Origin of the sequence: Brevundimonas sp. (assembly GCF_013912005.1) — a bacterium.
GTDB lineage: Bacteria > Pseudomonadota > Alphaproteobacteria > Caulobacterales > Caulobacteraceae > Brevundimonas.
Genome location: NZ_JACESB010000027.1, coordinates 16,966 through 30,545 on the forward strand (window position 1 = coordinate 16,966; position 13,580 = coordinate 30,545).

Genomic DNA, 13,580 nt, shown 5'->3' on the forward strand with positions numbered 1-13,580 from the left:
ACTGACGGGATGCTGACGTGACCTCCACCGATCGCCGCCTTCTGGCCGGAGCCCTGCTCGCCCTCGCCCTGTCCGCCACAGGCCTCGCCGCCGCCGCAACCTGGCTGGCGTTGCGCCACATGGGGAGCCTCGCCGCCATGTGCGGGCCGCAGACGCCGCACTGCGGCTGGTGCGTCGTGGCGGCGTCCGCCGCCATCGCCGCCCTGGTGGCCCTCGGCGCCGCCGGCCGGATTCTCGCGCCGCCCCGCCAGCTGGCCCGCCGCCCGGCGATCTGATCGCGCGACGGCCGCAGCGTCTGGCGTCCGGACGCGGTCCTGCCTAGGTTCGCCGCTCGACACGGCGGAGGGCTTGCATGCGGCGCATCGGACTGGCGGCGGTGATGGCGATCGGTCTGGCGGGCTGCGCCACCGCCCAGGAGGCGCCGGCGGCGCCCCCGGCGCCCTGGGACGCCGTCGATCCCTTCATCGGCACGGCCGGCAAGGGCCACACCTTTCCCGGGGCCGTCGCGCCCTTCGGCATGGTCCAGCTGAGCCCCGACACCGACCACCGCTTCTTCCGCCAGAGTTACGACTGGGCCGCCGGCTACCGCTACGACGACCCGACCATCCTCGGCTTCTCCCACACCCACTTCTCCGGCACCGGCCACTCCGACCTCGGCGATGTCCTGATCACCCCCGTCTCGGGCGAGGTGAAGTGGGATCCCGGCCAGGCCGACCAGCCCGGCTCCGGCTACCGCTCCCGCTACAACAAGGCCTCCGAGGTCGCCGAGCCCGGCTACTACGCCGTCAGCCTGACCGACTCCGGCGTCCGCGCCGAGCTGACCGCCGGGACCCGGGTCGGGCTGCATCGCTACAGCTTCCCGCGCAGCGCCCCGGCGCGCCTGCTGCTCGACTTCCGCAGCTCGATCTACGACTACCCCGGCAAGGTGCTGTGGTCGCGCATCCGGGTGCATCCGGACGGCACGGTCACCGGCTTCCGCGAGACCCGCGGCTGGGCCCCGGGGCGGCAGCTCTACTTCGCCATGCGCTTCTCGCGGCCGATGACCGGCTACGAGCTGCGCAACCGCGAGGAGGACGTCCCCTACAACGGCTTCCGCCAGCCCGGCCGCGACGGCACCGACCGGGCGCAGATGCAGGGCCGCGCCCTCGAGGCCGCCTTCGACTTCGGCCCCATCGCCGGGCCGCTGCTGGTCAAGGTCGCGATCTCCTCGGTCGACGAGGCGGGGGCGATCGCCAATCTCGACAGCGAGGGCGCCGGCTTCGACTTCGACGCCCTGCGGGCCGCGACCCGCGCCGCCTGGCAGGACGCCCTGTCGGTGGTCGAGATCGACGCGCCGGAGGAAATGCGCACCAGCCTCTACACGGCCCTCTACCACTCCCTCATCGCGCCCTCGGTGCACAGCGACGCCGACGGCCGCTGGCGCGGACCGGACCAGCAGATCCACCGCTCGGACTTCACCGTCCACTCGACCTTCAGCCTGTGGGACACCTTCCGCGCCCAGCACCCGCTGCTGACCCTGGTCGCGCCGCCGGAACGCAACGCCGACATGGTCAACTCCCTGCTGGCCGCCCGGCAGGTCAGCCCCTACGGCATCCTCCCGGTGTGGTCGTTCCACGGTCAGGAGACCTGGACCATGATCGGCTACCACGCCGTCCCGGTCATCGCCGACGCGTACCTGAAGGGGATCCCGGGCGTCGACGGCGCGGCGGCGCTGGACGCCATGGTCGCCTCCGCCACCTACCGCCCCTACGGCGGCCTCGGCGACTACATGGATCTGGGATACGTCCCGATCGACCGCGAGCCCGAGGCGGCCTCAAAGACGGTCGAATACGCCTACGACGACTGGACCATCGCCCGCATGGCCGAACGGCTCGGCCGGACCGACGTGCAGGCCCTGTTCGACCGCCGCGCCGGCAACTGGCGCAACACCTTCGATCCCGCGACCCGCTTCGTCCGCGCCCGCCTCGCCGACGGGACCTTCCGCGAGCCCTTCGATCCCACGGCGATCAACTACGGCAGCGACTACACCGAGGGCAACGCCTGGCAGTATTCGTGGTTCGTCCCCCACGACCCCGCCGGCCTGATCGCAGCCATGGGCGGCGATCAGGCCACGGTCGAAAAGCTCGACGCCATGTTCGAGTTCGACAACACCGGCCTCGACTACTCCCACGCCGAGGACATCGCCGGCCTGATCGGCCAGTACATCCACGGCAACGAGCCCAGCCACCACGCGGCCTGGATGTACGCCTACGCCGGCGCCCCGTGGCGCACGCAAGGGCGGCTGAAGCAGATCGTCGACAGCCAGTACCGCGCCGCCCCGGACGGCCTCTCGGGCAACGACGACGTCGGCCAGATGTCGGCCTGGCTGATGTTCACCGCCATGGGCTTCTATCCGGTCGCGCCCGGCTCGAACCAGTATGTGCTGGGCCGCCCCTTCGCCGACCGCATCGCGCTGAACCTCCACAACGGCCGCCGCTTCACCGTCAGCGCCGAGGGCCTGTCGGACGACAACCTCTACGTCCGCTCCGTGACCCTGAACGGCCAGCCCCTGACCCGCAGCTGGATCGGCCACGAGGAGATCATGGCCGGCGGGACCCTGCACTTCGTCATGGGCTCCGAGCCGAACACGACATGGGGCGCGCCGGTGGCGGCGCGGCCGTATTCGATGAGTAGCTACGGAGATTAACTGCTAGCCGACTAGAACGGGATGTCATCCCGCTGAGGGGACGGGGCAAGCGAAGCCTTGGCTTGTTTGAGCCGCTCAGCAGTTCTGGGATCTTCGGAAAGCAACTGATCGATTTCCTTGGCGATCTCCTCAGCGCTCCTGTCCCGACGGGCTAGCGCCTGCTGTTTCGAGATAAATCCAGTGGGGTCCTCCCCCATTTTGAAGGAAATGACCTTCACACCTCGGCCGACCGCGAAACCGACCTCTTGTTGGGTCCAGAAGCTCGCCGAGAACCCCGGCGTGTGGACAGCGATAAAGGCGTCCATCGTGTGCAGCGCGCGCTCAATCTCGCTTTGCCACTCAAGCGTCGGATGGATGTCCTCGTGCGCCACAAAGCCCGAGATGCCATAGGGCAAGAGACAGTCTTTGAGCCGCGTCGCCTTCAGCTTGTCTTTTGAGATGTGGCTGATGAAGAGGCGAACCAGACGTGTCCCAATCCAGTTCCTCGGCTCAGTTACTGAGGCAAACCCCGCGCCTCGAGAAATCAAGTCCAACTCGGCCGCGATTCCAAGCAGGACATCTTCAGCCACGCCCGAGAGTGCAACTTTCGAATACACCCACTTGCTGTTCGACGAGACGTTTCCAGGAGGCGATATGCCAAACTCTGCCAGAAAAGCATCGATTTCGGAGTAGCCAAACCGTCGCTGCAACTCCCTTCCAATCTTATCGATTAGCTCGAGCTTCTCCGTGACTCTCACCCCACAAACCCCCTCAGCACGTTCGCCTCCGTGCTCAGCACCAGCCGGCTGAAATCCACCCGCCGCGGCTCGGCGAACATCAGCCAGTAGTATTTCATCTGCTCCGACCACCAGTAGCCGGGGCAGTTGTCGCCTTGGGTCACCGGCCGCGTGGTGATGTCGGCCAGCGCGGTGTAGCCGTAGGCCGCCTTGGAGGTGGCCTTCATGTTGCGCCAGTGGGTCGCCGCCAGCGCGCGGTAGCGATCGTCGCGGTCGCCCAGCCACAGGTTCAGGCAGGCGTCGGCGAACTCCGGCCGCAGCCCCGTTCGCACCCCGCGCGGCTGGCCGGTCGTCACGTCGATGGACTCGGGGATGATCGTGTAGCGGTCCTGCATCGCCGTGTAGGAGGCGAGGAAGTCGTCCCCCTCGGCCTTGAACCCCGCCTGCCCCAGCAGCCCGGCCAGGTAGCCGCCCAGCACCGTCTGCGACGTCCCGGTCACCTCGCCGGTCCCGTAGTCCACCATGGGGAACCACAGCTCGCCGCGGTACCGCTTGCCCTGGTGGCGGACCATCGCGCCGAGGCACTCCCCGGCCCAGCCCTTCATCTCGCGGTCGCCGAACAGTTCCCAGCTGTCCCACAGGTATTCGTAGAAGCTGTCCGCATAGACGTCGATCGAGGCGTTGCGGCTGGTGAACGCGCCCGTCTCCGCATGGATGTTGGCCGCCATCAGGCCGAGGTCCGAGCGCCGGTCCAGCGCGTGCTTCATCGCCCGCTTCGCCGCCGCATAGTAGCGGTCGTCGCCGGTCAGCCGACCCAGCACCCCGAACTCGGCCGCATAGGTGCCGATCTCGGCGAGGTTGGTCTCCGGATCGCGCACCGCGCCGGTGCGCAGGTTCACATAGCGGTACGGCAGCCCGTGCGGCGAGGCCTCGAACGCCTTCATCAGCCGGTCGGCGAGATCCTTCGCCTTCGCCAGCAGCACCGGATCGCCGCTCGCCAGGTGCGCCGACAGCAGCCCTCCCACCAGCCGGATATTGGTCTCGAAGGTCTGGGCGAAGGCGTCGACGTCGAAGTCGAGGTTCGCCTTCACCCAGTCGACGCCGGCCGCGAACTCCGCGTCCAGCTCCATCAGCCACAGGGTGTCCAGCGCCTCGACCAGAGACAGGCCGAGGTCATGCCCCTCGATGAAGAAGGACTGCGAGGTCCCCGAGACCGGATTGATCTCGTCCTTCCCCCAGGCCCGTTCGACATAGTGGTCCCACGCCCATTTGAACTCGGCCCGCACGTCAGCCGCCAGCGCGGTCCAGTCCTCGCCCTGCGGCCGCGGCAGGAAGGGAACAGCCATCGCCGCGGCGGTCCCGCTCATCAGGGCGAGGGTCCGGCGGCGGGAAAGGGTCTGGGGCATGGGGCGACACTGACCCGCGTTCGCCGGCCCCGCAAGCCGCACGGCGAAGCCTGTCAGCTCCCCGTGATCGCCGGAACGGCGAGCCCGGCCCCGCTTTCTCCGGTCATCCACAACCACGGAGGCGATGGCCATGCAGAACCCGTTCCGACAGCACCGACCGCAGGACGACTTCGGCCGGCGCGACGACCACCCGCAGGGCCGCTGGGAAGCGCGCGATCAGCGCTGGGACGAACGCGCCAGCTGGTCCGAGGGCGACGGGGGCCGCACCGCGGAGGCCTTCAGCGGTCAGGAGCCATCCTACGGCCAGGAGCGGGAGATGTCCGGCCCCCGCGGCATGGGTTACGGCCAGCACCAGCAGAGCCGGTACGGCGGCGGCATGTCGACCGGCTGGACCGGGGACCGGCAGCCGCAGCAGGGCGGCTCCCATGATGCATACGGCTACGGCGCCCAGGCTTCCGGTCCGCAGCCGCAAGAGTGGGGCCGGGCGCAGTCGTACGGCCGCGGCGACGCGGGTTCCTGGAGCGGGCCGTCCGGTCACGGCGGCGGCTCCATGGGCGGTCAGGAGCGCTGGAGCCAGGGCGGCGGCCAGGGCTCCTGGAGCCAGCCGGGCTATTCGCAGGGCGGCGACTACGGCGGCGCCAGCATGGGCGGCGCGTCCGGCGCCCGCGGCGGCTTCGCCGGCGGCGCGCACATGCATGGCGGCCACGGTCACAGCCACAGCCACAGCCACGGCGGGGCCCCGTCCGGCTATCCGTCCCACGGCTACGCCCCGGGCGCCCAGATCTGGGAGGGCTCCGGACGGGGCATGGGCGGCCAGACCCACGAGCATCACGACTTCGAGCCGGACTACCTGCACTGGCGCGAGCAGCAGCTGTCCGCCTTCGACGACGACTACCGGTCGTGGCGCGACGAACGTCGCCAGAAGTTCTCGTCCGACTTCTCCAGCTGGCGACAGAACCGGCCCCGCTCCGAGGCGGGCGGCGAACACCACACCCCGGCCGAGAACCCGATCGTCGGCGACGTCAGCGACGGCGGCGTCGGGGACGCCACCGAGGCGAAGAAGCGCCAGTAGGCCTTCGTCCGCCTGACGCACGGGCCCGGCGGCCTCCAGCCGGGCCCGTTTGCTTGCGCCGTAGGCGGCGCATTCTTCGCAAGCCTGACGTCGCCCCTTCATCCCAGCTTCGCCGTTTCGTCGCCGCAGCGGCACGGAGCCCCGCTAGGCCCTCTGTCGACATCCGAGGGGGGCCGTCATGATTCACCGCATCCAACGTTCATCCGTTCTGCTCGGCGCCAGCGCCCTGGGCCTGGTCTGGGCCGTGTCCGGCCAGGCCGCCGCCCAGGAGGCCGAGGCCACCCGGCTGGACGAGGTCATCGTCACCGCCCAGCTGCGCGAGCAGTCGGCCACCGAAGTGCCGTTCGCCCTGACCGCCCTCGACGGCGAGCAGCTGCAGGACCTCGGCGTGCAGGACTTCGAGGAGCTCTCGGCCTTCACGCCGGGCTTCCTCGTCCAGAACCAGTCGCCGAACAACCCGGGCTTCGTGATGCGCGGCATCACCTCCGACTCCGGCGAGGCGACCACCGAGCCCCGCGTCTCGGTCTACCAGGACGGGGTGTCGATCTCGAAATCGCGCGGCTCCTATGTCGAGCTGTTCGACATCGAACGGGTCGAGATCGCCAAGGGCCCGCAGTCGACCCTGTACGGCCGGGGCGCGCTCATCGGCGCCGTCAACGTGATCCAGAACAAGGCCGAGATCGGCGACTGGTCGGCCGCCGGCCGGTTCGGCGTCGGCAACCTCGACTACCACCTCGCCGAACTGATGGTGAACGCACCCCTCGGCGACGCCGCCGCCCTGCGCTTCGCCACCCGCCTCAAGACCCGCGACGGCTTCGTCGAGAACCTGCTCGGCGGCCCGGACTTCAACGGCTTCGAGACCGAGGCCTTCCGCCTGTCGCTGGGCTTCGAGCCGGTCGACTCCATCCGCCTCGACCTGATCGCCAACTACCAGACCGACGAGGCGCCCGGCACCTCGTTCAAGGCCATGGCCTACCACCCGCAGAACCCGATGACGGGCGCTGTCCTCGGCGGGCGTCTGCCCTGGGAAGGCGCCGCCTTCACCGCGGGAACGGCCATCGACGGCTTCCACAGCCTCGGCCTCGATCGCGAGGTCGGCGGCGTCACCGGCATCGGCCGCTTCGACCTGACCGAGAGCCTGACGCTCACCTCGACCACGGCCTGGCGGACCTTCGATTCCTACGAGGTGTTCGATCCGGACGGCATCTCCCTGCCGCTGCTGACCGCCGTCGAGGACGCCCACGGCGAACAGTGGAGCCAGGAGCTCCGCCTCAACTGGGACAACGGCGGCGCCCTGTCGGGCTTCATCGGGGCCGGCTTCTTCAAGGAAGACGGCTACCAGCGCACGCCGACCGAGTTCAACGAACGCATCGCCCTGGCGCAGCTGGCGGGCCTTCTGGACGGGACCCCGGCCGCCGTGCTGCCGACCCACCTCCCGCTCGCCGCCTTCTCCAGCCCGCTGCTGATCGATCCGATCCTCGCCGGCTTCGGCCTGCCCGCGCCGGTCATCCCCGGCGTCCGCAGCAACCTCGCCTCGAGCCACATCGAGAGCGCCACCAACGCCTCCGAGCTGGAGTCGATCGACCTGTTCGGCGACCTGACCTGGCGTCCGACCGACCGGCTGGAGTTCGCGGTGGGCCTGCGCTGGACCCAGGACGACAAGACCACCCGCTTCTCGAGCTCGGTCGAGAGCCGCTCCATCCTCGGCGGCCTGCTGGCGGTGCAGCAGCTGCAGGGCCAGATCGCCCGCCTGATCGCCGTCGGCACCCCGCAGGCGCTCGCCCAGGCCGCCCAGCTCGGCGCCTTCACCAACGGACTGGTGGTGCAGCTGGCCACGCCCGGCGCGGCCGCGGCTCCGGCCAGCGCCGCCTTCCCGCTGTTCGGCCTGACCTTCCAGCCCACCGCCGGCAATGGCGGCGAGATCTCCCAGGACCTCGAGGACGACGGCTTCACCTGGCGCGCCACCGGCCGCTATGCGGTCAACGACGACACCAGCCTGTACGCCAACTACGCCCGCGGCCGGCGCCCGGCGGTGCTGGCCCCCTCCGCCCCGTCCAGCCCGTTCGCGGCGCCGGACTTCACCTATGTCGACGCCGAGGAGGTCGACAGCTACGAGGTCGGCGCCAAGACGGCGATGCTGGACGGCGGCCTGCGGCTGGACGGCGCCCTGTACCTCTACGACTACACGAACTTCCAGACGACGGTTCAGGTCGGCACCCAGTTCATCACCACCAACGCCGGCGAGGCCCGCGCCTGGGGCTTCGAGGGCCAGGCCTTCTTCGCCGCCAGCGACGCGCTGGACCTGTTCGCCACCTACGCCTGGAACCACTCCCGCTTCGAGGCCGGCATCTACGACGGCAACCGCTTCCGTCTGTCGCCCGACCACCGCGCCTCGCTGGGGCTGGTGTGGCGGATGCCGGTCGAGGGCGGCCGCATCGAGGTGCAGCCGACCTGGACCTGGCAGTCGGAGATGTTCTTCAACGACGACAACGACCGCGCCGACCTGCAGACCGGCAACTTCGTCCCTGACACTGCGGTGGACGAGGTCCAGGACAGCTACGGCCTCCTGAACCTGCGCGTGCGGTTCGTCGGCGAGGCGGGCGACTGGTCGGTGGAGGCCTTCGCCGACAACCTGCTCGACGAGGAATATATCCGCGACGCGGGCAACACCGGCGACAGCCTCGGCCTGCCGACCTTCATCGCCGGCGAACCCCGCACCTACGGCGTCGTCATCGGCCTGAAGTACTGAGGACCCCGCCATGACCCTGCACCGCCGCGGACTTCTCGGACTGTTCGGCGCGGGCGCCGCCGGGGCGGGCCTGCCCGCCGCCGCGCAGCCCTCCGCGGCGGCGACGTTCCGCCACGGCGTCGCCGCCGGCGACCCGACGGCGGACGGCCTGCTGCTCTGGACCCGGGTGACGCCGGCGGATCCCGCCGCCGGCGAGATCGCGGGCCGCTGGACCGTGTGGACGGCGGGGGCCGCCGCCCCCGCCGCGTCCGGCGAGTTCACGACCGGGGCGCATCGCGACTTCACCGTCAAGGTGCCGGTCAGCGGCCTCCAGCCCGGCGTCGAGTACTTCTACGAGTTCGCCGTCGGCGACGCGCGCTCGCCCCGGGGCCGGGCCCGCACCCTGCCCGCCGGCGCCACCGACGACGTGGTGCTGGCGGTCGCCTCCTGCCAGCTGCACCCCGGCGGCCTGTTCAACGCCTGGGACGCGGTGTCGAAGCTGGAGCGGCTGGACGCGGTGGTCCACCTCGGCGACTACATCTACGAGTACGGCGCCGACCCCGAAGCCTACGGGATGAAGACCGGCGCGCCGCTCGGCCGGACGCCCGAACCGCCGCACGAGATCGTCTCGCTCGCCGACTACCGGACCCGCCACGCCCAGTACAAGTCGGACCCCGACCTGCAGGCGGCCCACGCCCGCGCCGCCTTCATCTGCGTCTGGGACGACCACGAGCTGGCCAACGACGTCTGGCAAGCCGGGGCGGAGAACCACCAGCCGGCCGGCGAGGGCGACTTCGCCGCCCGCAAGGCCGCGGCGCTGAAGGCGTACTTCGAGTGGATGCCGATCCGCGAGCCGGAAGGCGGCCTGACGCCGGAGGCGCTCCACCGCAGCTTCGACTTCGGCGACCTGGCCAGCCTGCTGATGGTCGAGACCCGGCTGCTGGCGCGCAGCCAGCAGCTGACCTACCAGCGCGACATGCCCATGGTCGGCGAGGGCCGCGACGCCCGGCCCGATCTGGAGACCTTCCGCGCCCGTCTCAACGCCCCGGAGCGCGAGCTGCTGGGCGAGGCGCAGCGCCGCTGGATCGGCTCCACCCTCGCCGCCTCGCGCGCGGCCGGGCGGCCGTGGCAGATCATCGGCAACCAGGTGGTGATGGGCCGCGTGCAGGGGCCGGACATCAGCAAGCTGGCCAGCCCGCTCGAGGTCGCGGTCCTGATGGCCCGCCTCCCCGCCGACGTCCGCGCCCAGGTCCGCCAGTCGATCGAGCTGTTCAAGCTGGGCGTCCCGTTCAACCTCGACAGCTGGGACGGCTATCCCGCCGCCCGCGAAAGGCTCTACGCCACCTTCGCCGAAGCCGGGGTGCAGCCCATCGTGCTGGCGGGCGACAGCCACGCCTTCTGGGTCAACGACCTGAAGGACGCCGCCGGCGACCGTCGCGCGGTGGAGTTCGGGACCAGCGCCATCTCCAGCCCCTCCCCCGGCGACGCGGTCCCCGGCGTGCCGCTGGGCGCCGCCCTCAACGCCGCCAACGAGGAGGTCGTGTTCTGCGACCAGTCCTCCAAGGGCTTCGTCCTGCTCATCCTCACCCGCGACGAGGCGAGGGCCGAGCTGCGCACGGTGTCGACCCTCCTCGAGAAGCCCTACGTCCCGGGCGTCGTGAAGACCTTCACCGTCGCCCGTGCCGGAGACGGGCTCGGCCCCCTGGTCGAGGCCTGAGGCCGTCGCCGGCCGGTCGGGCTCACCGCCCGGCCGGCGGCGCGTTCTTCACGTACCGGTCGAGCCAGCGGACCATCTCCCACAGGGTGTGGCCGACCGACTCCCGCGCCCGGTAGCCGTGCGCCTCCAGCGGCAGGACCACATAGCGCACCGTGGCCCCGTTGCCCTTCAACGCCGCATAGAAGCGCTCCGACTGCACCGGGAAGGTGCCCGAATTGTCGTCCGCCTCGCCGTGGATCAGCAGGATCGGCTCGTTGACCCGGTTGGCGTAGGTGAAGGGCGACATCTCCGTATAGGTGTCGGTCGCCTCCCAGTAGGTGCGCTGCTCCGCCTGGAAGCCGAACGGCGTCAGGGTCCGGTTGTAGGCGCCCGAGCGGGCGATGCCGGTGCGGAACAGGTCGGTGTGGGCCAGCAGGTTGGCGGTCATGAAGGCGCCGTAGCTGTGCCCGCCGACGGCGATCCGGTCGCGATCGGCCACCCCCATCTCCACCACCGCGTTCACCGCCGCCTCGGCCGAGGCCTTGAGCTGTTCGATATAGGTGTCGTTGGGCTCGGCCCCGTCGCGGCCGATGATCGGCATCGACGGATCGTCCAGCACCGCATAGCCCTGGGTCAGCAGGAACAGGTGGCTGGAGCCGCCCGGCCGCACGAAGCGGTTGGCGGTGTCGACCACCTGCCCGGCCACGGCGGCGTCGGTGAACTCGGCCGGATAGGCCCACATGACCAGCGGCAGCGGCCCGTCCCGGTCCTTGTCGTAGCCGGCCGGCAGGTACAGCGTCCCCGACAGCTGCACCCCGTCGTTCCGGGTGTAGGTGATCAGCTGCCGCGTCACCCCCGCCAGCTGCGGCGCAGGATCCGGAAACTGCGTGAGGGCGTCGGGCGCCGGGGCGTCCAGGTCGCGGACATAGAGGTTCGGCGGATCGATGCGCGTCTCCCGCCGCGTCACCAGCCGCCGGGCCTCGTCGTCGAGAACGCCGACGATGCTCTCGTAGTCGCCCGTCGCGGAGGTCCACAGCCGCTCGCTCTCCCCGGTCTGCAGGTCCATGGCCGCGAGGAAGGGATACTCGCCCTCGCGGGTGGCGCCGGGGCCGGTCACCAGCACCCTCCCGTCACTGGCGAAGCGCATCACCGGGAATCCGGCGGCGTTCGGCTCGGTGATCGGGAAGCCGGGGTTGTTGTAGCGGTCCTGGTAGTTCCGCTCGAGCAGCACGCGCCCGCTCCCCGGGTTCGACGGGTCGACCACCAGCCGGGTCTCGTGCCGGGTGTTGAACCAGCGGCTGCTGACCAGGGCGGTGTCCTCGTCCCCCCAGGTGACGCCGGCGTAGCGCTCCTGCAGGTCGACCAGCGGCGTCGGCGCGTCCGTGAACGGCGCCGCCTGCAGGAACACGCGGTCGCGCACGTCCGCCTCGGTGCGCGGATCGCCGCCGTCCTGCGCCTCGACCCAGGCCAGCGTCGCCGGAGCGTCCGAGCGCCAGCCGATCGATCGGGGCCCCGGCGCCACCGCATCGAACGGCGTCGGAATGTTGTCGCGCAGCGGCAGGTCGGCGACGCGGCGCACCTCCCGACCCTGGAGATCCATCACCACGACCTCGGTCGGGAACAGGCCCGCCGGCACGACATAGCTGTACGGTCGCTTCACCGTGCTCCGCAGGACGTAGCGGCCGTCCGGCGAGATGCTCGCTCCGAGGTGCACCCCCGGTTCGCCCAGCGTCCGGCCCGGCCCGTCGAGCGGCGTCCACATCAGCTGACTGGTGAAGTAGTGCTCGAACAGCGCCTCGTCCCCGGCGTTGGACAGCAGATCCTGATAGGTGCGGGCCGGGGCCGTGCGGCCCATGCTCTCCTCGACCGTCGGCCCGGCCGGCGGCCGGCTGACGTCCGGGGCGGGGCCGCGCCCCTCCGGGATCATCCGCACCAGCAGGCCGGAACTGTCGGGCGCCCAGTCGTAGGCCCCGCCCGCCGCGGCGTTGACCCGGGCTCCGGTCAGCTTCCGCGCCTGGCCGGTGCCCACGTCCGCGACCCACAGCTCCAGCCCCGTTGGCGCATCCATCAACAGAGCCACCGTCTTGCCGTCCGGCGACCACGAGGGCGACATGAAGCGCGCGCCCGCCGGCAGCTGCACCATCCGCGCCGGGCCGCCCGCCACCGGCTGGAAGCTCAGCCCCGTGAGCCAGGCCACCCGGCTGTTGGCCGGGCCGTTGTTGCGCGGATTGATCCGGTACCCCGCCAGCCGCAGCATCGGCTCCGCCAGTTCGGCGATCGGCGGCAGGTTGGCGCGGTCGTACAGGGCGAGGGTCGTGCGGTCCGGCGACAGGCTGACGCTGGGCGTCGGTTTCGCGTCGAGGATCTGCGCGATCGGCGCCGGCGGCTGCTGGTAGGTCAGCGCCTCCTGCCCCAGGGCCGGTCCCGCGAGGGCGGCGATGAGCACGAAGGCCGGCATGGCCCGGCCGAGCAGACGACGACGCATGTTCACTTCCCCAGCCCCGCCCCAACCGGCGGGTCGGGCACGCTAGGGCGGCGGCTCCGCAAGGGTCAAGGCCGGCCCGGCGTCGCGCCCGTCAGGGCGTAGCAGCTGGCCCGGCTCGGCCGCGTCCCGTCCGGCGCCCCGTAGGCGGCGCGGACCGAACACACGTCCGCCTCGCTCAGCCGGCCCTGCCAGCGATCGGCGTTGCAGTAGTTCATGACCGAGGCCGCGTCGTAGTAGGTCTCCCCCTGCACCGTGGCCTCGGGCGCCCGCGTCCGCGCCAGGCAGTCGGGCGCGCGCGGGCTGACGTGGTCGTGGCTGAAGCCCAGCGCATGCCCGAGCTCGTGCAGGGCGTCGGCCCGGAAGCAGCCCTCGCGCCCGACCGAACCCCGCCGTCCGCAGATCCGGTTGGTGACCAGGTATTCGGCGTTCAGCACGATCTCGCCGCCCTGCACCAGATGCACGCCGAGGTGGCTGGCTGAGGCGAACATCTCGGGGTCGTGGACGATCCGGATCGGGATCCGCCGCTCGGGCCCGCTCGTCGGCGAACCCTCGCAGGTGGCGCGGATGTCGAAGTCGACGCGGGCCACGCCCTCCCAGACGGCGGCGGCGTCCATCACCGCCTCCCGGGCCCAGGCGTCGGCGGCCTCCGGCGCGGCGAAGCACATCGGCACGCGCCCGTCCGGCCACTGGTCCTCGGGATCCGGCGGCGGCGCCGGCGGCTGCTGGTAGGTCAGCGCCTCCTGCCCCAGGGCCGGTCCCGCGAGGGCGGCGATGAGCACGAAGGCCGGCAT

Annotated in this window: 9 protein-coding genes; 5 read left to right on the forward strand and 4 right to left on the reverse strand. The window is 71.2% G+C overall.

Annotation, left to right across the window (positions count from 1 at the left end; genetic code table 11):
* Window positions 1–17: 17 nt before the first annotated feature.
* Entirely contained in the window at window positions 18–275 is a 258-nt protein-coding gene (locus H2038_RS13505) for a hypothetical protein (protein ID WP_292114245.1), read from the forward strand.
* Between the two features lie 77 nt (window positions 276–352).
* On the forward strand, window positions 353–2,686 hold the full coding sequence (locus H2038_RS13510) for a GH92 family glycosyl hydrolase (protein WP_292114248.1): 2,334 nt from the start codon (window positions 353–355) through the stop codon (window positions 2,684–2,686).
* Between the two features lie 11 nt (window positions 2,687–2,697).
* Here H2038_RS13510 and H2038_RS13515 read toward each other — a convergent pair whose 3' ends face one another.
* The gene (locus H2038_RS13515) at window positions 2,698–3,375 is read right to left on the reverse strand and encodes a toll/interleukin-1 receptor domain-containing protein (protein WP_292114250.1); all 678 of its coding nucleotides are present in this window, start codon (window positions 3,373–3,375) and stop codon (window positions 2,698–2,700) included.
* A gap of 44 nt (window positions 3,376–3,419) precedes the next feature.
* A complete protein-coding gene (locus H2038_RS13520) occupies window positions 3,420–4,808 on the reverse strand; it encodes a glycoside hydrolase family 47 protein (RefSeq protein ID WP_292114253.1) in 1,389 nt (462 codons plus the stop codon).
* Window positions 4,809–4,938: 130 nt separating this feature from the next.
* On the opposite strand from H2038_RS13520, the gene H2038_RS13525 reads away from it, so the two are divergent.
* From H2038_RS13525 to H2038_RS13535, 3 genes are all read left to right on the forward strand, one after another.
* Complete coding sequence (locus H2038_RS13525) at window positions 4,939–5,880, forward strand: hypothetical protein (protein ID WP_292114256.1); 942 nt, start codon at window positions 4,939–4,941, stop codon at window positions 5,878–5,880.
* Between the two features lie 178 nt (window positions 5,881–6,058).
* Window positions 6,059–8,629 carry a TonB-dependent receptor gene (locus H2038_RS13530; protein WP_292114258.1) on the forward strand — a complete coding sequence of 857 codons (2,571 nt, stop codon included), beginning with the start codon at window positions 6,059–6,061 and terminating at the stop codon, window positions 8,627–8,629.
* Between the two features lie 10 nt (window positions 8,630–8,639).
* Window positions 8,640–10,325: an alkaline phosphatase D family protein gene (locus H2038_RS13535; RefSeq protein WP_292114260.1), complete on the forward strand. Its 1,686-nt coding sequence runs from the start codon at window positions 8,640–8,642 to the stop codon at window positions 10,323–10,325.
* Between the two features lie 22 nt (window positions 10,326–10,347).
* Here H2038_RS13535 and H2038_RS13540 read toward each other — a convergent pair whose 3' ends face one another.
* Together H2038_RS13540 and H2038_RS13545 are read right to left on the reverse strand one after the other, a co-directional pair.
* The gene (locus H2038_RS13540; protein WP_292114261.1) at window positions 10,348–12,789 is read right to left on the reverse strand and encodes a prolyl oligopeptidase family serine peptidase; all 2,442 of its coding nucleotides are present in this window, start codon (window positions 12,787–12,789) and stop codon (window positions 10,348–10,350) included.
* Between the two features lie 65 nt (window positions 12,790–12,854).
* Window positions 12,855–13,580: hypothetical protein (locus H2038_RS13545; protein WP_292114264.1), on the reverse strand; the 726-nt coding region annotated here is incomplete at its 5' end.